The following is an 18,970-nucleotide window of genomic DNA, read 5'->3' as shown; positions in this document are numbered from 1 at the left end:
AGAAGGGCCTGGTATAAAGAGAAGCGTTTGTTGGGGTTGGGTTTTTTTTTTCGAGGACTCGCACGGTTGGGGGGGGTGGTCCCCTTTCCTTCCCCCCCCCCCGCCCCCTCGGCTTTCCCCTCCACATCAGAACCCCGTGAATCCCCCCGGGTCCCCTCCCGGGTTCTGATGACAGGTACGACACTCAGGGCCCGGGGAGGGTTGCACGCGTTCTCAAGATTTTTTGTGCACGTGTTCCATGAACCGCTCCACCGTCTCCGCCAGCACCTCCCGGCCGTCCCGGGCCCACAGCTCCTCGTTGAAGAGTTCGACCTCGATGGGACCGGTGTAGCCGGCCGCCTCCACGTACCCCCGCCACTCGCGCATGTCGATCGCGCCGTCCCCGATCTGACCGCGGCCGTTGAGGACACCCTCGGGCAACGGGGTGACCCAGTCGGCGAGTTGGAAGGTGTGGATACGGCCGCCCGCTCCCGCCCGCGCGATCTGTGCCGGGGCCTGCTCGTCCCACCAGATGTGGTAGGTGTCCACCGTCACCCCGACCTGGTGCGCGGGGAAGCGCTCGGCCAGGTCCAGGGCCTGGGCCAGCGTCGACACCACGCAGCGGTCGGCGGCGTACATGGGGTGCAGGGGCTCGATGGCGAGGCGTACGCCGTGCTGCTCGGCGTACGGACCCAGTTCGGCCAGGGCGTCTGCGATGCGTTCGCGGGCCGCCCGCAGGTCCTTGCTGCCGGGCGGGAGGCCGCCGGAGACCAGGACCAGGGTGTCGGTGCCGAGCGTGGCCGCCTCGTCCACCGCCCGCCGGTTGTCGGCCAGGGCACGGGAACGCTCCTCCGGGCCGATCGCCGTGAAGAAGCCACCCCGGCACAGGGTCGTCACCGTCAGGCCCGCGACCCGGATCAGTTTCGCCGTCGCCTCGACGCCGTATGCCTGGACCGGCTCCCGCCACAGGCCCACCTGGCCGACACCCGACTGAACGCAGGCGTCCACCAGTTCCGGCAATGACAGCTGCTTCACGGTCATTTGATTGATGCTGAAGCGCGCAAGACCGGTCACTGGTCCACCCCGTACAGCGACAGCAGGTTCTTCATCCGTTCCTCGGCGAGCTTGGGGTCCGGGAACAGGCCGAGACCGTCGGCGAGTTCGTAGGCGCGGGTCAGGTGCGGGAGGGAGCGGGCCGACTGCAGGCCGCCGACCATCGTGAAGTGGGACTGGTGACCCGCGAGCCAGGCCAGGAAGACCACGCCCGTCTTGTAGAAGCGGGTCGGGGCCTGGAAGAGATGGCGCGACAGCTCGACCGTGGGGTCCAGCAGGCTCCGGAAGCCGGCCGTGTCGCCCGTGTCCAGGACCCGTACCGCCTCGGCCGCCAGCGGGCCCAGCGGGTCGAAGATGCCGAGTAGGGCGTGGCTGAAGCCCTTGTCGTCGCCCGCGATCAGCTCGGGGTAGTTGAAGTCGTCGCCGGTGTAGCAGCGGACCCCGCGAGGGAGTCGGCGGCGGAGGTCGATCTCCCGCTGCGCGTCCAGCAACGACACCTTGATGCCGTCCACCTTGTCCGGGTGCGCGGCGATGACCTCCAGGAACGTCTCCGTCGCCGCGTCCAGGTCGGCCGAGCCCCAGTAGCCCTCCAGCGCCGGGTCGAACATCGGGCCCAGCCAGTGCAGGATCACCGGCTCGGCGGACTGGCGCAGCAGACGGCCGTAGGTCTCCAGGTAGTCCTCGGGGCCGGAGGCGGCCGCGGCCAGCGCCCTCGACGCCATCAGGATCGCCTGGGCGCCTGACTCCTCGACGACCGCGAGCTGTTCCTCGTAGGCCGCGCGGATCTCTGTCAGCGAGCCGGCCTTGATCTGGTCGGTGCCGACCCCGCAGGCGGTACGGCCGCCGACCGACCGCGCCTCGGCCGCGCTCCGGCGGATCAGCTCCGCCGCGCCCGCCCAGTCCAGGCCCATGCCCCGCTGGGCGGTGTCCATCGCCTCGGCGACGCCGAGTCCGTGGGACCACAGGTGGCGGCGGAAGGCGAGGGTGGCGTCCCAGTCGACGGCGGCGGGCGAGTCGGGGGACACGTCCGCGAACGGGTCGGCCACGACGTGCGCCGCCGAGAAGACCGTGCGGGAGGTGAAGGGGGTGCCCGGCGAGACGTGCAACGGCTCGGTGCGGGGTTCGTACGTCCGCAACGAACCGTCCACCGAGGGAAGTCGGATGGTCACAGGGCGATCTCCGGTACCTCGATGCGGCGGCCCTGCGTCGAGGACTTCAGGCCCAGCTGGGCCAGTTGGACGCCACGGGCGCCGGCCAGCAGGTCCCAGTGGTACGGGGCGTCGGCGTAGACGTGCCTGAGGAACAGCTCCCACTGGGCCTTGAAGCCGTTGTCGAAGTCGCCGTTGTCCGGTACCTCCTGCCACTGGTCGCGGAAGACCTCGGTGGCCGGGATGTCCGGGTTCCAGACCGGCTTGGGGGTCGCCGACCTGTGCTGCGCCCGGCACTTCCTGAGCCCCGCCACCGCCGAGCCCTCGGTGCCGTCGACCTGGAACTCGACCAGTTCGTCGCGGTTGACGCGTACGGCCCAGGAGGAGTTGATCTGGGCGATCGCGCCGCCCTCCAGCTCGAAGACGGCGTACGCCGCGTCGTCCGCCGTCGCGTCGTAGGGCTTGCCCTGCTCGTCCCAGCGCTGCGGGATGTGGGTGGTGGCGAGGGCCTGGACGGACCTCACGCGGCCGAACAGCTCGTGCAGGACGTATTCCCAGTGCGGGAACATGTCGACAACGATGCCACCGCCGTCCTCGGCGCGGTAGTTCCAGGAGGGGCGCTGGGCGGGCTGCCAGTCGCCCTCGAACACCCAGTAGCCGAACTCGCCCCGGACGGAGAGGATCCGGCCGAAGAAGCCGCCGTCGATGAGCCGCTTCAGCTTCAGCAGGCCCGGCAGGAAGATCTTGTCCTGGACGACGCCGTGCCTGATGCCCTTCGCGTGGGCGAGTCCGGCCAGCTCCAGGGCGCCCGCCAGGCCCGTCGCCGTCGGCTTCTCGGTGTAGATGTGTTTGCCCGCCGCGATCGCCTTCTTGATCGACTCCTCACGGGCCGAGGTGACCTGGGAGTCGAAGTAGATGTCCACGGACGGATCGGCCAGCACCGCGTCCACGTCCGTCGAGACATGGTCGAGGCCGTGGCGGTCGGCGATCTCCCGCAGGGCGTGCTCGCGCCGGCCGAGCAGGATCGGCTCCGGCCACAGCACGGTGCCGTCGCCGAGGTCGAGGCCGCCCTGGTCGCGCAGGGCGAGGATCGACCGTACGAGGTGTTGGCGGTAGCCCATGCGCCCGGTCACGCCGTTCATGGCGATTCGCACCGTCTTGCGTGTCACGTGAGTCCCCTCTGTCAACGCCGGCAGCAAGCGCTTTCCATGCTGAGAAGCTAGCCTCTTGACGGTGGTCCGTACAAGACCGTGTCCTCTTCGAGTTGTTCGAGGGGGCGAACAACCGGGGGCCATGGCTTTAAGGTCTGCTCGACGGATTCTCGGAACCGGCAGCAGGACCTGGCTGTCTACGAGGGCGTACGACACGATGCGCGACCGGAGGACGACGACATGACGGTGACCCTGGCGGATGTGGCGGCCCGCGCCCAGGTCTCACCCGCGACGGTGTCGCGCGTGCTGAACGGCAACTACCCGGTGGCCGCCTCCACGCGCGAGCGGGTGCTGCGGGCGGTGGACGAGCTGGACTACGTCCTCAACGGCCCGGCGAGCGCCCTCGCGGCGGCCACCTCCGACCTGGTCGGCATCCTCGTCAACGACATCGCCGACCCCTTCTTCGGGATCATGGCGAGCGCGATCCAGGCCGAGATCGGGGGCGTCGGGGGTGGCCGGGCGGGCGGTGAGCGGCTCGCGGTGGTCTGCAACACGGGCGGCTCGCCGGAGCGTGAGCTGACCTACCTGACCCTGCTGCAACGGCAGCGGGCGGCGGCCGTGGTGCTGACCGGCGGGGCCGTGGAGGACGCGTCGCACGCGGCGGCGGTGGCGGCGAAGCTGCGCAAGCTCGCCGAGGCCGGGACCCGGGTGGTGCTGTGCGGGCGGCCGCCGGCGCCCGACACCGAGGCCGTGGCGCTCGCCTTCGACAACCGGGGCGGAGCTCGCCGGCTCACCGAGCATCTGCTCGGTCTCGGCCACCGCCGCCTCGGCTACATCGCGGGCCCCGAGGAGCGCACGACGACCCGGCACCGGCTGGAGGGCCACCGGGCGGCGCTGGCCGCGGCGGGGGTCGAGGAGGACCCGCGCTGGACGGTGCACGGCCGCTACGACCGGCAGTCCGGGTACGAGGCCACGCTGGAGCTGCTGCGCCGTGATCCGTCCCTGACCGCTGTGGTCGCCGCGAACGACTCCGTCGCGCTCGGGGCATGTGCGGCGCTGCGGGACTCCGGGCTGCGGATTCCGGAGGACGTTTCGGTCGCCGGTTTCGATGATCTGCCGTTCAGCGTGGACGCGGTGCCTTCTCTTACGACCGTGCGGTTGCCGCTCGCGGAGGCGGGGGCCAGGGCGGGGCGGATCGCCATGAGGCGGGAGGAGGCGCCCCCCGGACGGATCGCGACCGTCCGGGGGGAGCTGATGGTGCGGGGGTCTTCGGGGGTGCCCCGGTCAGCCGGGAAGTGACCTTCCCAGCAGCGGCATCGGCGCCTCGCCCCGCCTGCGGTCCCGGTACCAGCGCCTGCCGGTGTCGTAGGCCCGGCGGGCCCTGCGCACGACGGGGATCTGGGTGGCGAGGTGGACCTGGTAGCGCCACGGGTCCTGGTGGCCCTGGCGCACCGACATGGCATAGGCGAAGGAGACCGGATCGCGGTCCAGGTAGTCGTCCAGCTGTTCGAACCAGGCCATGCTGGAGCGCGCACCGGCCTGGATGGGGTGCAGTTCGGCGCGGCGGTGCTGGTCGTACTCGCGCAGTGCCGTCTGCGGATCCGGGAAGCTCGACAGGCTGTGGGCCAGCACGATCGCGTCGATCATCGCGAGCCGGGTACCGGAGCCGAGCGTGAAGTGGGTGGTGTGCGCGGCGTCGCCGGCCAGGACGACATTGCCGTCGACCCAGGTCCGGTTGCTGATGTGCTGGAACCGCTGCCACTTCGCCGGTTCGCCGCGTGATCTGCTGATCAGGGAGTGGCCGTCGAGCGCCCGGTGGAAGATCTTCTCCAGCAGGGGCATGGCGTCGTCGGGTTCGAGCGTGTCGAGGCCGAGGCCCTGCCAGGTCTGCGGTGAGCACTCCACGATGCAGGTGCTGATCCCGTGGAACGACGGATAGGCGTGGAACCAGATCCAGCCGGCCGGGGTCTCCTCGAAGCAGAACACGAAGCTGTCGAACTGCCGGTCCGTGCCGAGCCAGATATAGGGGTTGCGGCCGGTCTCCACCTTGGTGCCGAAGTGCTCGGCGCGGCTCTGCCGGATCCGGCTGCCCGCGCCGTCGGCGGCCAGGATCAGGTCGGCCTCGGGCAGGTCGGTGGGGTCGGCGAGCTGCTCGTGGCGGACGTCGACGCCCAGTGCCCGTGCGCGGCGGGTCAGCACGTCCAGTAGGGCGGCGCGGCCCATGCTGTAGCCGTAGCCGCCGAAGTACGCCGTGCCGTCGTGCCGGCTGCCGTGCAGTCGGATCTCCTGGTCCTGCCAGAGCACGGAACCGGCGCTCACCGCCCGTGCGCTCTCGGGGTCGTTGCGATGCAGGATGTCCAGCAGATCGTTCCAGTACACGACCCCCCAGCCGTACGTCGCCTCCGGCGGGTCCCGCTCGATCACGGTGATCTCGTGACCGGCATCCCGCAGCTTCGCGGAGATCGCGAAGTACAGCCCGGCCGGGCCTCCACCCACGCAGACGATCCTCACTCCAGTACCTCCGTTGTCACGGCCTCACCGGCACAGCACTTCTGTGCCGGGTACGTGCATGTGGATCCGGGTGCCCGTGGGGTCGGGCACCCGGATCCGTCCTTCGCTTGTCAGGGGGTGTCGGTCACTGCTGGGTGTCGGTCACTGCTGACACTCAGTCGCAGCCCCAGCCCCAGCCCCAACCGTCATCGCCCCAGCCCCAGCCGCCGTGGTCTCCCCAACCCCAGCCGCCGCCCCAACCCCAGCCCCAGCCCCAGCCGCCGTCGTCACCCCAGCCCCAGCCCCAGCCGTCTCCGTGGTACGAGACGACGTGTTCGGGAGCGGCGGAGGCGGTGGCTGCCTGGGCGGCGCCGGCGCCGGCTGCGATGGCCAGGATCGGTGCCGAGCAGACCGCGATGGCTACTCTCTTGATACGGGTGCTGTGCGCGCGCATGATGAGCCCCTCTCCGGAGGGTGTGGTTGATTTGCCGGGCGGCCTCGACGGGCCGTCCGTTGCGCTCCTGCCTGCGCGTCGCTCGGAGCGCCGCCCGCCGCCACGCGATATGCGCTCTCGCGGCGGACCGTCACCTCCGTAATAAAACGGACATAAGTGACGTTCGTTAATAAACCTACGACGAGATCGCGACGTAGTCAAAAGCAGGACTCGCTACCGGCCTAAAGAACAGGCAAAGGAAACGGACCCGGGTCCGGACGGTCAACACCCGTGCACCACAAGCGGTTTTGGTACGCCGCCGAGCCGGGCCGTGGACGCGGGCGGGCGGCAGGCCTAGGCTCTGAGGACGGTATCTCTGACTGAGTCAAACATCGGGGGCGACCATGACCGTCCAGGACGTCCGCGCCTTCAACCGCTTCTACACGGGCGTCATCGGCGCCCTCGACTACGGCCGCCATCTCTACGCCCCGTACACCCTCACCGAGTCCCGTGTGCTGTACGAACTCGCCCAGGTCCCGCATCTGGACGCGGTCGATCTGCGCACGCTGCTCGACCTGGACGCCGGGTATCTGAGCCGGATCCTGAACAGGTTCGAGGACGCCGGGCTGATCGAGCGCGGCCCCTCGCAGAGCGATCCGCGCCGGCGGCGGGTACGGCTCACCGCGCGGGGGCGGGAGGCCGCCGCCCTGCTCGACGAGCGGGCCCGGGAGACGGTCGGGGCCATGCTCGACACCGTGGCCCCGGCCGACCGGCCACGGCTGGCCGAGGCCATGCGGACCATCCGGGAGGTCCTCGGCGAGGGTGAGGTCCGGTCCGGCGAGGTCGTGCTGCGCGAGCCGGGTCCGGGCGACCTCGGCTGGATCGTGCAGCGCAACGCGGCCCTGTACGCGGCCGAGTACGGCTGGAACGCCGACTACGAGGGGCTGGTCGCCCGGATCGTCGCCGACTTCGCGGATGACCACGACCCGCATCTGGAGCGGGTGTGGATCGCCGAGCAGGCGGGGCGCCCGGTGGGCTGCGTGATGTGCGTACGGGACGACGCACCGGGTACCGCGCGGCTGCGGCTGCTGCTCGTCGAGCCGGAGGCACGCGGGCACGGCATCGGCGACCGGCTGGTACGGGCCGTGATCGACTTCGCGCGCGGAGCCGGCTACCGCGATCTGGTGCTGTGGACCAACGACGTGCTCAGCGGCGCCCGCCGGATCTACCAGCGGCACGGCTTCGTGCTCGTCGCGGAGAAACCGCACCGCTCCTTCGGCAAGGATCTCGTGGGCCAGGACTGGCGACTGGATCTGCACGAATCGGACGAATGACGAGTCACGCACCGGGCGGATGACGAGTAGTGTCCGGCCCATGAAGCTGGCGTTCTCCACTCTCGGTGTCCCCGGCCTGCCCGTCCCTGAGGTCCTGGCGCTCGCGACCGCCCACGGCTACCACGGCGTCGAACTGCGTGCCCACCCGGAGGAGCCGGTCCATCCCGGCCTCTCCCCCGCCGAACGCACCGCGACCGCGGCCCGGTTCAAGGAGGCCGGGGTCGAGGTGCTGGGCCTCGCCGGGTACGCGCGCGTGGCCGCGCCCGGTGACGACGCACCCGTGCTGGCGGAGATCCGGGACCTCCTCCACCTCGCCCACGATCTGGGCGCGCCCTTCGTCCGGGTCTTCCCCGGCGCCGACCCCGACCGCCCCCGCGAGGAGTCCGACGCCCTGGCCGCCCGGCGGCTCGGCACCGCCGCCGAGGACGCCACCGCGCTCGGGGTGCGGATCCTGCTGGAGACACACGACTCGCACCGCACCGGCGCCGACGTGATCCGGGTGCTGGGCCCGGTCGGACACCGGCAGGTGGGCGCGCTGTGGGACGTCATGCACACCTGGCTGGGCGGCGAGCAGCCCGCCGACACCTACGCGGCGCTTGCTCCGCATCTGGGGTATGTGCAGGTCAAGGACATCGCGTCGGCCGACGACACGGGGCCGCTGCCGCTGGGCTCGGGGGTGCTTCCGCTCACCGAGTGCGTGGACGTGCTGTGCCGGCATGGGTGGGACGGGTGGTTGTGCTGGGAGTACGAGAAGCGGTGGTACGAGTCGGCTGCGCCGCTTGCGGGGTTGTTGGGGGCGGGGCGGGTGCATTTGCTGCGGTTGCTGGGTGAGGCCGCGTAGATCGGGGTGAGGTGCGGCTACGAACTCGGGGCTGCGGCGTCGTTGCCGGGTGCAGGTCCAATGTGGTTTCTCGCGCAGTTCCCCGCGCCCCTTCGGGGCGCTGGCCCGCCCCGTTAATTCGCTGGCCGGTGTCTCGGGGGCCGGTTAGCCTCCCCCGGTGATTCAGCCGCTCATCGACGTACGACCCCTGCGCGCCTCGCCCCTCTTCCGGCGGCTGCTGTTCGGGCGGACCGTGTCCACGCTCGGTGGGTTCATGACCATGGTGACGGTCATGTACCAGGTGTGGGACATGACCCGCAGCACGGCGTGGACCGGTGCGGTGGGACTCGCGCAGGCGGTGCCGCTGGTGGTGTTCGGGCTGTTCGCGGGCGCCTGGGTGGACCGGGCGGACCGGCGGCGGATCTTCCTGACGGCCACCGTGGGCCAGGCGGCCTGTTCCGTGCTGCTGGCCGTGCAGGGCTTCACCGGGCACGTCCCGGTGGCGGCCGTTCTCGTGCTGGTCGCCGCACAGTCGGCGTTCGGTGCGCTCGGCGCCCCGGCGGCCGGGGTCTTCGTGCCGCGGCTGCTGTCGAAGGACCAGGTGGCCGCCGGTCTGGCCCTGAACCAGGTCACCGGCCAGTCGATGATGCTGCTCGGCCCGGCCCTGGCCGGTGTGCTGCTCGGCTGGCTGGGCATCGGCACCTGCTATCTGCTGGACGCCCTCAGCTTCGGCGTCGCCTTCTACGGCGCCTTCGGGCTGCCCGCGCTGCCGCCGCAGGGCGAGCCATCGCGGGCGGGCCTGCACGGGGTGCTGGACGGGCTGCGGTTCCTGGCCGGGCACCCGGTGGTGCGGGGCGCGCTGATCACCGACCTCGCCGCGACCGTGCTGTCCTTCCCGGTGAGTCTGTTCCCGCTGGTCAACGCCGAGCGGTTCGGCGACGACCCGCGCACGCTGGGCCTGTTCCTGTCGGCCCTGGCGGTGGGCGGTGTCGTGGCCACCGCCCTGTCGGGCACGGTCACCCGGCTCGGCCGGCCGGGTACGGTCATGCTGGGCGCGGCGGCCGTCTGGGGTGCCGCGCTGGTGCTCTTCGGGCTGACGACCAACCCGTGGCTCGGTCTCGCCCTGCTCGCCGTCGCGGGCGCCGGGGACGCCATCTCGGTCGTCTCCCGGTCCACGATCGTGCAGACCCGCACCCCGGACGCGCTGCTCGGCCGGGTCACGGCGGCCGAGCAGATCGTCGGCCAGGCGGGCCCCAGCCTCGGGAATGTGCGCGGCGGTCTCGTCGCCGGCTGGACCGGCGGCGCGACCTCACTGATCACCGGCGGCCTGCTGTGTCTGCTCGCGGTGGGGGCGGTCGCCGCGACGACACCGGAGCTGCGGGACCGGGCGCCGGGTGCGGCTGGAGAGACCGCCCCGGAGCAACTTTGAGAAGCTCACCTCCCCTGTTCCGGGCGTGCCGTGAGCGGTGCCGTGCCGTGCAGACACCACTCCAGTACCGCCGGCCAGGGGCCGTACCCGGCGTCGAGGTCGAGGTGGGCGGCGCCGGGGATGATGTCGGCGGGGAGGCCGAGCGGCTCGGCGTAGAGGCGACGTGCGCCCTCCTGGCAGTACGGGTCTGCGTCGCCCGCGACCAGTCGCGTGGGGCCGGGGAGGGCGGTGCCGAGGGCGGGCGGGACGAAGGCGGAGACCTCCGGCTGCCCGGCGAGGAAGGACCCGGACGGCGGCGCGACGAGCAGCACCCGGTCCGCGTACCGCAGCTGCTCCAGGCCCCGGGCGGCGGCGCGCAGCCACAGCACGGCCGACAGGCTGTGGGCGACGACGACCCGCTCGTCCGAGCCGGCCAACTCCTCGAGCAGGCGGGCCAGTTCGAGGACCACTGGCAGCACTGGCTCGCCGACCGCCTCGGCGAGCTGGGCCACCGGGCCGGCTATCCGCAGCTGCCCGACCCGGACGACCCCTGACCGCCCTGGTGGAGACGGGCACCGGGGTGGCCCTGGTCCCGCGCCTGGTCCGCCCGCTGTACACCCACCGCCGCCTCGCCGTACGACCGGTGGCGGGCCGACCGCCGTCCCGGAACGTGTTCGCGGCGGTGCGGGCGGGGGCCGAGGGGGATCCGGTGCTGGACGCGGTGCGCGATCAACTCCGCCTTTCAGCCAGGCGGTTGACGGCAACCGACGAAGCGGTCCCGACGACGGCCTGAGCACAGTCGACTCCCAGGCAGCTCCCCTTTCCTTCACAGCCGCCGCGCACAGCCCACCGGCCTGTCCCCGCCCAGTTGGACGTACAACGCCGTCGACGCCGGGCAGTCCACCCGGTCGGGGACGGCCTTCGTGATCCGGTACTCGGGTTTCCGGCGGCCCGAGCCGTCGCACGCCGTCTCGCGGACCTGACCCTTGCCGGAGTCGTACACGCAGTCGCCGGGGATCGTGCGGGGGCCGCCCCCGCCACCTGGGTCGCCCGGATGCGGGGGCTCCAGGTTGCGCATGCAGGCGTAGCCCTGGGGGATCGCGCCGTCGCCGTCCTCGTCGGCGGCCGCGGACCGGGCGCTGATGTGCAGCACGAAGTCGGTCGTCGCCGGGCACAGGGGGCCATCGGTGGACGCGCCGTCGTAGCGGGCGACGACCCTGGCCGCCGCCCGCTCGCTCGCGCAGGGCACCTCGGTGAAGCTGGTCGTGCCGAAGGAGCTGCACTCCCCGACCGCGAGGAACTCGGCGCCGTAGCCGCCACTCGCGGCCGAGGCGGGGCGGGCGTCGCCGACAGGGGTGCCCGGCGTGCCGCGGCAGCCGGCCAGCAGGGCGGCCGGCAGCAGGAACGCGAGGCACGCGGCCCTCACGGCACCTTTCCCACGCATGGCCATCCCCCCTGACATCCGGTCCAGCGTGGCCCTTGGCGGCGCGGCCACGCCAGACATGCGGGAGGGTTTCCCCCCAGTTGGGGGTATTGCGCCCGGTGTGTGACGTACGGCTAGTACGTCAGCCCGTACCCGATCGGGTACAGCACCTGCGTGGGGTCGTCGGCCCGCTGCACCGGCACCGGCAGCTTGCCGCGCGGGGGCACGCGTCCGGCGATCACCCGGGCGGCGGCGCGCACTTCGACGTCCGTCCAGCCGTAGGAGGCCAGGGCGGCCTTGACGGAGGGGTACCGGGCCACGTCGTAGGGGTTGCGGACGGCCAGTGCGGCCAGCGGCTTCCCCGTGGACAGCAGCTGTTCCACCAGGGTGCTCTGGGCGTTGCCCGCCGTCACGTTGTAGGTCGCGACGACCACCGCGTCCGCGTCCTGCGCGGCCGTGACCGCCTTGGCGATGGTCGCGGCGGCGGGTGCGGTGCCGGTGGACAGGGCCGTGGCGGTGAAGCCCAGCTCGGTCAGGGCGGCGGCCAGCACGCCGGTGGGCGGGCCCGTGGTGCCGGAGGGAGAGGTGGGGTCCGCGCCCACGACCAGGAGGCGGGGCTCGGTGCGCGGGGAGAAGGGGAGGACGTGGCCCTCGTTGACCAGGAGGGTCGTGGTGCGTTCGGCGATCCTGTCGGCGGCGGCCAGGTGCGCCTCGGTGCCGACCGTGCCGAGATCCGTCCGGCCGGCGCGCGGGTCGTCGAAGAGGCCGAGCCGGGCCTTCAGGCGCAGGATGCGCAGGATCGATTCGTCCAGGCGGGACTCGGTCAGCTCGCCGTTCTGGACGGCCTTCAGTACGGCGTTCCAGGCCACGTCGAGGGACGGCGGGTTGAGCAGCTGGTCCACGCCGGCCTTCAGCGCGAGCACCGGCACCCGGTCGTCGCCGTACTTGGTGCGGACGCCCTCCATGCCGAGGGAGTCGGTGATCACGACCCCGTCGTAGCCGAGTTCGCCGCGCAGGATGCCGGTGAGGATCGGGTGGGAGAGGGTGGCCGGATCGCCGGAGTCGTCCAGGGCCGGGAACTGGATGTGCGCGGTCATGATGGAGTCGATGCCCGCGGCGATCGCCGCGCGGAAGGGTACGGCGTCCAGCTTCTCCCACAGGTCCCGGCTGTGCGTGATGACCGGGAAGCCGGTGTGGCTGTCGGTGGCGGTGTCGCCGTGACCGGGGAAGTGCTTGGCGGTCGCCGCGACCCGGGAGGCCTGATAGCCCATCACCTCGGCGGCCACCAGCGCGCCGGCGGCGTCCGGGTCGGCGCCGAAGGACCGTACGCCGATGACCGGGTTGGCCGGGTTGACGTTGACGTCGGCGTCCGGGGAGTAGTCCTGGTTGATGCCCATCGCGCGCAGCTCGGCGCCGGAGATCCGGCCGAGGGTGTGGGCGTCCGCGTGGGAGCCGCCGGCGCCGATGGCCATGGCGCCGGGGAAGAGGGTGGCGGGCTTGCCGACCCTGCAGACCGCGCCGTGCTCCTGATCGGTGGCGATGAGCACCGGCAGGCCGCGCGGCTGGGCCAGGGAGGCCTGCTGGATGCCGTCGGAGAGATCGGCGATCTGGTGCGGGTCGCGGGTGTTGTGGGCCCAGGAGAAGTAGATGATCCCGCCGACGCGGTACTCGGCGATCAGCTCGGCGGCGGTGCGGACGCCGATCTCCTTGAGGTTGGCGTCGACGTCGGCCTGGTCGGGGGCGGTGGCGGAGTGGCCGTAGACCCGCATCACGAAGAGCTGGCCGACCTTTTCCTGAAGCGTCATCCGGGAGATCAGGGCGCGCAGCCGGCGGTCGTCGCCGGGCGTGGCGGCGCGGGCGGTCGCCGGCACGGTCAGCGCGGCGGTGAGGCCCGCGGTCGCGGCGAGGACGGCGCGTCTGGAGGGTCCTGCGGTGTTTCCGGTGCTTCCCGTGCTGATGTCGCTTCCCGTGCTGATGTCGGGCACGTGCGCTCCTTCCGGAGGAGAACCGCTGAAGGAAACTTCCGAGGAGTCACCAATATCCGGGAAGTTTCTTTCCGTCAAGGGAACGCACGCCAACCGCGAAGGGGCCGCCACCGGCGCAAGGGAGGGGGCGCGCCGGTGGCGGCGGGCGGCCGGCCGTGCCGCGGCGAAGAGGGTGGGTCGGCGTTCGCGGTCAGTCGCGAGGGGCCGACACCACGGCACGGAAGACTCGTCCGGCAACCCGCGCGTTGGACGAGCGGCGATGCGGGGTGGTTCCCCGCGCGCACCTGCGGGGAGGCGAGCTGACCGGGCGGTCGGCCGTCAGCAGAGGATCCAGCCCGAACTGATCGAACCCTGGGGCCCCACCGCGCCCTTGACCCACACGCAGCGGTGGCCGGCGTGAACCGTCACCGGCCCCGCGTGGTGCCGGTAGGTGCCCTGGTCGACGACCGGGCGGTTGCCGCGGGCCTGGACGCTGACGGACATCGTCCGGGCGGGGCCGGGGTGCCGGGCGACGGTGACGGCGCAGACGTACCCGTCGTGCTTGTAGACGTGGGTGACCCCGCTGCTGAACGGCAGGGCCCGCACCTCGTGCCCGGCGCAGCCGCCGACCGTACTCGCCTGGGCGGTGCCGGACGTCACGAGGGCGAGCGTCCCGCTCGCCGCCAGCAAGGCCGTCCCGAGCGCCAGTCGCCGGCGTATCCCACCACTGTCCACTGTCGTCCTCCCCGTACCACGGTCGTGTCTCCCCCTGTGGCCGTACTGATGTACGGACGCACGACGTATGCCGGATGGTTGCACGGCCGTCAGAGACGCGCGTCGGCAGGGGTTTCGGCGGGAGGGGCAACGGGGGCCTCAGCGGGAGGCGGTGACCGGCTCCTCCGGTTCGGGGCGGCCGACGAAGGTGCGCCACAGTTCGGCGTACCGGCCGTCGCGGGCGAGGAGTTCGTCGTGGGTGCCGTCCTCCGCGACCCGGCCGTGGTCCATCACCACCACCCGGTCCGCGCGCGCCGCCGTGGTCAGCCGGTGGGCCACCACCAGCGTCGTACGGCGGCCCGCCAGGCGGTCGGTGGCCTGGTTGACCTGGGCCTCGGTGGCCAGGTCCAGAGCGGCCGTGGCCTCGTCCAGCAACAGGATGTCCGGGTCGACCAGTTCGGCCCGGGCCAGTGCGATCAGCTGGCGCTGGCCCGCCGAGAGGTTGCGGCCGCGCTCGGCGACCTCGTGCAGATAGCCGCCCTCCAGCGTGGCGATCATCTCGTGCGCGCCGACCGCCCGCGCCGCCGCCTCCACCTCGGCGTCGGTGGCGTCCGGGCGGCCGTAGGCGATGGCGTCCCGGATCGTGCCGGGGAACAGGTACGCCTCCTGCGGGACGACCCCGAGCCGGTGCCGGTACGACGTGAGGTCCAGGGCGCGCAGATCCGTGCCGTCGACCGTGACCCGCCCCGCGGTGGGGTCGTAGAAGCGCGCGACCAGCTTGACGATGGTCGACTTGCCGGCGCCCGTCTCGCCGACGAAGGCCACCGTCTGCCCGGCGGGGATCGTCAACGCGACGCCGGTGAGCGCCTCTTCGTCGTCACCGTACGCGAAGTGCACGTTCTCGAAGGCGATGTCGCCCCGCAGGGACAGCACGTCCCGGGGCTCGTCCGCCGACTTCGTGGACGTCGGCTCGCGCAGCAGCTCCTGGATGCGACCCAGGGAGACGGTGGCCTGCTGGTAGCCGTCGAAGACCTGGGACAGCTGCTGGACCGGCGCGAAGAACAGGTCGATGTAGAGGAGATAGGCGACCAGGGCGCCGGTCGTCAGGGTCGCCGCCTCGATCCGGTGCGCGCCCGCGATCAGCACGCTTGCCGCCGCCACCGACGACAGCAGCTGCACGAACGGGAAGTAGACGGAGATCAGCCACTGGCCGCGGATGCGGGCGCTCCGGTAGCTGTCGCTGCGCTCGGCGAACCGCCGGCCGCCGTCCCGCTCGCGCCGGAAGGCCTGCACGATCCGCAGCCCGGCCACGGACTCCTGCAGATCGGCGTTGACCACCGAAACGCGTTCCCGGGCGAGTTCGTACGCCTTCACGCTCGCCCGGCGGAAGAAGAAGGTCGCGACGATCAGCGGGGGCAGGGTGGCGAAGACGACGAGCGCGAGCTGGAGGTCGATCACCAGCAGGACGCCCATGATGCCGAAGAAGGTGACGACCGAGACGAACGCCGTGACCAGCCCCGTCTGGAGGAAGGTGGACAGCGCGTCGACGTCCGTCGTCATCCGGGTCATGATCCGGCCGGTCAGCTCGCGCTCGTAGTAGTCGAGCCCGAGCCGCTGGAGCTGGGCGAAGATCTTCAGCCGCAGCGCGTACAGCACCCGCTCGCCGGTACGGCCGGTCATCCGGGTCTCGCCGATCTGCGCGGCCCACTGGACGAGGACGGTGAGCAGGCCCAGCAGGGACGCCGCCCAGACCGCGCCGAGGGCCAGCTTCGTCACGCCCGCGTCGATGCCGTGCCGGATCAGCACCGGCAGCAGCAGGCCCGCGCCCGCGTCCACGGCGACCAGCAGCAGGCTGAGCAGGAGGGGCAGGCCGAAGCCGTGCAGGAGCCGGCGCAGGCCGTAGGAGTCCTCCGGGAGGACCGCCCGGGCCTCGTCGATGCCGGGGGTGTCGGTGGCCGGGGGCAGCGCCTCCACCTGGGCGAGGAGTTCGGGGGTGGCGGGGGTCCCGGAGAGCGCCTGGTCCTTCGGCGTGCGGTCGCCGGTCCACAGCCGGGGGGTCACCCCCCGCTCGGCGTCGAACTCGGCGTCCAGCTCCTCGCGGACGGAGGTGTCCTCCGGGGGCAGGGCGGGCTCGGCGTGGCCCGGGGAGACGCCGCCCAGCTCGTCCGGGTCGGTGAGCAGCCGGCGATAGAGGGCGGACCGGTCCTGGAGTTCCTCGTGGGTGCCGAGGTCGGCGAGCCGGCCGCGGTCGAGGACGGCGATGCGGTCGGCGAGGTTGAGGGTGGAGCGCCGGTGCGCGATGAGGAGGGTGGTACGGCCCTCCATGACGTGCTTGAGCGCCTCGTGGATCTCGTGTTCCACGCGGGCGTCGACGGCGGAGGTGGCGTCGTCGAGGACGAGCAGCCGCGGGTCGGTGAGCAGGGCGCGGGCGAGCGCGATGCGCTGGCGCTGGCCGCCGGAGAGGGTCAGGCCCTGCTCGCCGACCTTGGTGTCGTAGCCCTCGGGCAGCTCGGCGATGAAACGATCCGCCTGGGCGGCGCGGGCGGCGTGCTCTATCTCCTCCTGGGTGGCGTCCGGGCGGCCGTACGCGATGTTGTTGCGCACGGTGTCGGAGAAGAGGAAGGAGTCCTCGGGGACGAGTCCGATCGCGGCCCGCAGGCTGTCCAGGGTGAGTTCGCGGACGTCGTGGCCGCCGATCAGGACCGCGCCGTGGGTGACGTCGTAGAAGCGCGGCAGCAGCAGCGAGAGGGTGGACTTGCCGGAGCCGGAGGAGCCGACCACGGCCAGGGTCTCGCCGGGCCGGATCTCGAAGGTCAGCCCGTCCAGGACCGTGGCTCCGCCGTCGTACCCGAAGGACACGTCGTCGAACTCGACGCTGGCGGGCGCGTCGGCCGGGAGGGTCCTGGTGCCCTCCTGGAGCGTCGGCTCGGTGTCGATCAGCTCCAGGACGCGCTCGGTGCCGGCGCGGGCCTGCTGGCCGACGGTGAGGACCATCGCGAGCATCCGGACCGGGCCGACCAGCTGGGCGAGGTAGCTGGAGAAGGCGACGAAGGTGCCGAGCGTGATGTGCCCGCGCACGGCCAGCCAGCCGCCGAGGGCCAGCATGGCGACCTGGCCGAGGGCGGGGACCGCCTGGAGAGCGGGGGTGTACTTGCTGTTCAGCCGGATGGTGCGCAGCCGCCCCGCGAACAGCCTGCGCCCGACCTCCCTGAGCTTGCCGGTCTCCTGCTCCTCCTGCCCGAAGCCCTTCACCACGCGTACGCCGGTGACGGCGCCGTCGACCACGCCCGCGACGGCGGCGGCCTGGGCCTGGGCGTACCAGGTGGCCGGGTGGAGCTTGCTGCGGCTCCGCTTGGCGATCCAGGCGAGCGCGGGCGCGACGGCGAGGGCGACCAGGGTCAGCGGCAGCGACAGCCACGCCATGATGACCAGGGAGATCAGGAAGAGCAGGACGTTCCCGATGGTCATCGGGAGCATGAAGAGCAGGCCCTGGATCAGCTGAAGGTCGCTGGTGGCCCGGCCGACGACCTGTCCCGTGGACAGCTCGTCCTGGCGGCGGCCGTCGAGGCGGGTGATCGTGCCGTACATCTCGGTCCGCAGGTCGTGCTGGACGTCGAGGGCGAGACGGCCGCCGTAGTAGCGGCGGATGTAGGTGAGGACGTAGACGAGCAGGGCCGCGCCGATCAGGGCGCCGGCCCAGGGGGCCATGGAGCGGGAGTGGTTCCCGATCACGTCGTCGATGATCACCTTGGTGATCAGCGGCACGACGGCCATCACGGCCATGCCGGCGAGGGACGAGCCGAGGGCGAGGATCACGTCCTTGGGATATCGCCAGGCGTAGCTCGCGAGTCGTCTTGCCCATCCCCGTTGCGGTGACACGCGGGTGCCTTCCTGTCGGCCTGCTCTACCGGAAGGCACCAACGCGTCGAGGGGCCGATTTCATCCCCCTGTAACAAACCGAGGCACGGTCAGAGGCGTACCCGCAGGTAATAGAACCTCGTCGTCTGGGCCGGGTTCTGGTTGTCGTCGCTCACCAGGAGGACCCTCAGACGGCCGGTGTGGTCACGCCCTGTGATCGTCATGCCCTCGATGTTGTCCAGCAGTGGGTTCGGCTGGGGTTGCTTGGCCGTGGCGCCAAGGCTCGGGCAAGCGGCGATGTCCGTCAGCAGGGTCTTCTTGATCAGCTGGACGGAAGGCTGTCCCGTCAGGTTCTCGATGCCGCTGGTGTCGGTCGCGTGACGGAGGTCGGCCAGGTAGAGGCGGACGGTGTTGCCGACGCCGGAGGTGAAGCCGCGTTCCAGGACGAGGAGACGGCCGTCGGGCGTGGCCTGGACCTCGGGCACGCCGAGGCCGGCGTCGGTGCGGTAGGCGTACTGGGCCGAGAGGCGGAAGTGGTCGCCCTTGGTGCGCTGCCAGGTCTGGAAGCGGACGATCCCCGTGGAGTCGCCGGAGATCGCGTCCTCCATGGAGGCCAGCAGGGTGTGACCGCCGGGCAGGAGGGTCAGGCCCTCGAAGGTCTGGTTGGCGGTCGCGCGGCCGGCCGGGGCGACGAGGAGGGAGGCGGGGACCGGGAGCCGGTCGAGGATGCGGCCGTCGCGGGAGTAGCGGCGGACGGACGGCTCGGTCTCGGAGCTGATGAGGCGGGTGCCGTCGCTGTCGATGACCAGTCCCTCGGAGTCGAGGTCGGCGCCCTTCTCGTCGGCGAGGTGGACGGCGGACCTCGGCTGGAGGGTCCGCGGGTCCAGGCCGAACAGGGAGGAACGGTCCTCCAGGGCGGCCAGGGAGCCGTCCCGGTCCACCGCGAGCGCGGAGAAGTTGCCGACGAAGGTGCCGTGGTACGTCGTCTTGTCGAGCGCGTCGGAGAAGCGGTCGATGGAGACGGAGGGCGAACAGGCGTTGCTGCTCGCCGAGTCGGCGCTTGCGGGCCCGGCGGCGGTCAGGAGGGTGGCCGCCGCCAGGCCGGCGGTCAGGGCGGCGAGTACGGTTCTCAGGCGCATGCCCGTCACCGTAGGGCGGGCGGGTGTCCTGCGGGAGACCGCCTCGTGAACCGGCT

At 72.0% G+C, this 18,970-nt stretch carries 16 protein-coding genes; 5 read left to right on the top strand and 11 right to left on the bottom strand.

All coding sequences use genetic code 11. The features are described from left to right. Positions 1-213 precede the first annotated feature (213 nt). Genes ACZ418_RS01370 through ACZ418_RS01360 form a run of 3 tightly spaced genes read right to left on the bottom strand, consistent with a single transcriptional unit; the run spans position 214 to position 3,349 of the window. Entirely contained in the window at positions 214-1,020 is an 807-nt protein-coding gene (locus tag ACZ418_RS01370) for a sugar phosphate isomerase/epimerase family protein (protein ID WP_468355146.1), read from the bottom strand. Positions 1,021-1,049: 29 nt separating this feature from the next. Next, the gene (locus tag ACZ418_RS01365; protein WP_468355143.1) at positions 1,050-2,201 is read right to left on the bottom strand and encodes a dihydrodipicolinate synthase family protein; all 1,152 of its coding nucleotides are present in this window, start codon (positions 2,199-2,201) and stop codon (positions 1,050-1,052) included. Next, complete coding sequence (locus ACZ418_RS01360) at positions 2,198-3,349, bottom strand: Gfo/Idh/MocA family protein (RefSeq protein WP_468355140.1); 1,152 nt, start codon at positions 3,347-3,349, stop codon at positions 2,198-2,200. Before ACZ418_RS01360 ends, ACZ418_RS01365 begins: the two co-directional genes overlap by 4 nt. 222 nt (positions 3,350-3,571) lie before the next feature. Here ACZ418_RS01360 and ACZ418_RS01355 point away from each other — a divergent pair, with 222 nt between their 5' ends. Further along, a complete protein-coding gene (locus ACZ418_RS01355; protein WP_468355137.1) occupies positions 3,572-4,630 on the top strand; it encodes a LacI family DNA-binding transcriptional regulator in 1,059 nt (352 codons plus the stop codon). On the opposite strand, the gene ACZ418_RS01350 is transcribed toward ACZ418_RS01355, so the two are convergent. Then, positions 4,616-5,827 (bottom strand): FAD-dependent monooxygenase, encoded by a 1,212-nt coding sequence (locus ACZ418_RS01350; protein ID WP_468355134.1) that lies wholly within the window; start codon positions 5,825-5,827, stop codon positions 4,616-4,618. The two genes, ACZ418_RS01355 and ACZ418_RS01350, sit on opposite strands and share 15 nt — an antisense overlap. 169 nt (positions 5,828-5,996) lie before the next feature. After that, the gene (locus ACZ418_RS01345; protein ID WP_468355131.1) at positions 5,997-6,275 is read right to left on the bottom strand and encodes a hypothetical protein; all 279 of its coding nucleotides are present in this window, start codon (positions 6,273-6,275) and stop codon (positions 5,997-5,999) included. A 383-nt stretch (positions 6,276-6,658) separates the two neighbouring features. Between ACZ418_RS01345 and ACZ418_RS01340 the strand changes: the two genes are divergently transcribed. From ACZ418_RS01340 to ACZ418_RS01330, 3 genes are all read left to right on the top strand, one after another. Beyond that, entirely contained in the window at positions 6,659-7,588 is a 930-nt protein-coding gene (locus ACZ418_RS01340) for a bifunctional helix-turn-helix transcriptional regulator/GNAT family N-acetyltransferase (protein WP_468355128.1), read from the top strand. A gap of 40 nt (positions 7,589-7,628) precedes the next feature. Further along, on the top strand, positions 7,629-8,429 hold the full coding sequence (locus ACZ418_RS01335) for a sugar phosphate isomerase/epimerase family protein (protein ID WP_468355125.1): 801 nt from the start codon (positions 7,629-7,631) through the stop codon (positions 8,427-8,429). Positions 8,430-8,586: 157 nt separating this feature from the next. Continuing rightward, entirely contained in the window at positions 8,587-9,837 is a 1,251-nt protein-coding gene (locus ACZ418_RS01330) for an MFS transporter (RefSeq protein ID WP_468355122.1), read from the top strand. Between the two features lie 5 nt (positions 9,838-9,842). Here ACZ418_RS01330 and ACZ418_RS01325 read toward each other — a convergent pair whose 3' ends face one another. Further along, positions 9,843-10,328, bottom strand: a complete 486-nt coding sequence (locus ACZ418_RS01325) for an RBBP9/YdeN family alpha/beta hydrolase (protein ID WP_468355119.1) — start codon at positions 10,326-10,328, stop codon at positions 9,843-9,845. Positions 10,329-10,378: 50 nt separating this feature from the next. On the opposite strand from ACZ418_RS01325, the gene ACZ418_RS01320 reads away from it, so the two are divergent. Next, positions 10,379-10,609, top strand: coding sequence for a LysR substrate-binding domain-containing protein (locus ACZ418_RS01320; RefSeq protein WP_468355116.1), 231 nt, complete (start codon positions 10,379-10,381; stop codon positions 10,607-10,609). Between the two features lie 33 nt (positions 10,610-10,642). On the opposite strand, the gene ACZ418_RS01315 is transcribed toward ACZ418_RS01320, so the two are convergent. From ACZ418_RS01315 to ACZ418_RS01295, 5 genes are all read right to left on the bottom strand, one after another. Further along, positions 10,643-11,260, bottom strand: coding sequence for a hypothetical protein (locus tag ACZ418_RS01315; protein ID WP_468355113.1), 618 nt, complete (start codon positions 11,258-11,260; stop codon positions 10,643-10,645). Positions 11,261-11,373: 113 nt separating this feature from the next. Continuing rightward, positions 11,374-13,224, bottom strand: a complete 1,851-nt coding sequence (locus tag ACZ418_RS01310) for a glycoside hydrolase family 3 protein (protein WP_468355110.1) — start codon at positions 13,222-13,224, stop codon at positions 11,374-11,376. A gap of 318 nt (positions 13,225-13,542) precedes the next feature. Continuing rightward, a complete protein-coding gene (locus ACZ418_RS01305) occupies positions 13,543-13,938 on the bottom strand; it encodes a hypothetical protein (protein WP_468355106.1) in 396 nt (131 codons plus the stop codon). Between the two features lie 138 nt (positions 13,939-14,076). Then, a complete protein-coding gene (locus tag ACZ418_RS01300; protein ID WP_468355103.1) occupies positions 14,077-17,796 on the bottom strand; it encodes an ABC transporter ATP-binding protein in 3,720 nt (1,239 codons plus the stop codon). Between the two features lie 89 nt (positions 17,797-17,885). Continuing rightward, the gene (locus ACZ418_RS01295; RefSeq protein ID WP_468355100.1) at positions 17,886-18,914 is read right to left on the bottom strand and encodes an esterase-like activity of phytase family protein; all 1,029 of its coding nucleotides are present in this window, start codon (positions 18,912-18,914) and stop codon (positions 17,886-17,888) included. Positions 18,915-18,970 lie beyond the last annotated feature (56 nt).

It is taken from the genome of Streptomyces sp. NPDC030820 (assembly GCF_055572075.1).
Note: the sequence above shows the minus strand (reverse complement) of the source record. Positions and strands in the feature narration are given on the sequence as shown.

Bases quoted from the DNA above. Each gene is read 5' to 3' on its own strand.
- ACZ418_RS01370 (WP_468355146.1), bottom strand. From the start codon at position 1,020: ATGACCGTGAAGCAGCTGTCATTGCCGGAACTGGTGGACGCCTGCGTT.
- ACZ418_RS01355 (WP_468355137.1), top strand. From the start codon at position 3,572: ATGACGGTGACCCTGGCGGATGTGGCGGCCCGCGCCCAGGTCTCACCC.
- ACZ418_RS01345 (WP_468355131.1), bottom strand. From the start codon at position 6,275: ATGCGCGCGCACAGCACCCGTATCAAGAGAGTAGCCATCGCGGTCTGC.
- ACZ418_RS01340 (WP_468355128.1), top strand. From the start codon at position 6,659: ATGACCGTCCAGGACGTCCGCGCCTTCAACCGCTTCTACACGGGCGTC.
- ACZ418_RS01335 (WP_468355125.1), top strand. From the start codon at position 7,629: ATGAAGCTGGCGTTCTCCACTCTCGGTGTCCCCGGCCTGCCCGTCCCT.
- ACZ418_RS01315 (WP_468355113.1), bottom strand. From the start codon at position 11,260: ATGCGTGGGAAAGGTGCCGTGAGGGCCGCGTGCCTCGCGTTCCTGCTG.
- ACZ418_RS01295 (WP_468355100.1), bottom strand. From the start codon at position 18,914: ATGCGCCTGAGAACCGTACTCGCCGCCCTGACCGCCGGCCTGGCGGCG.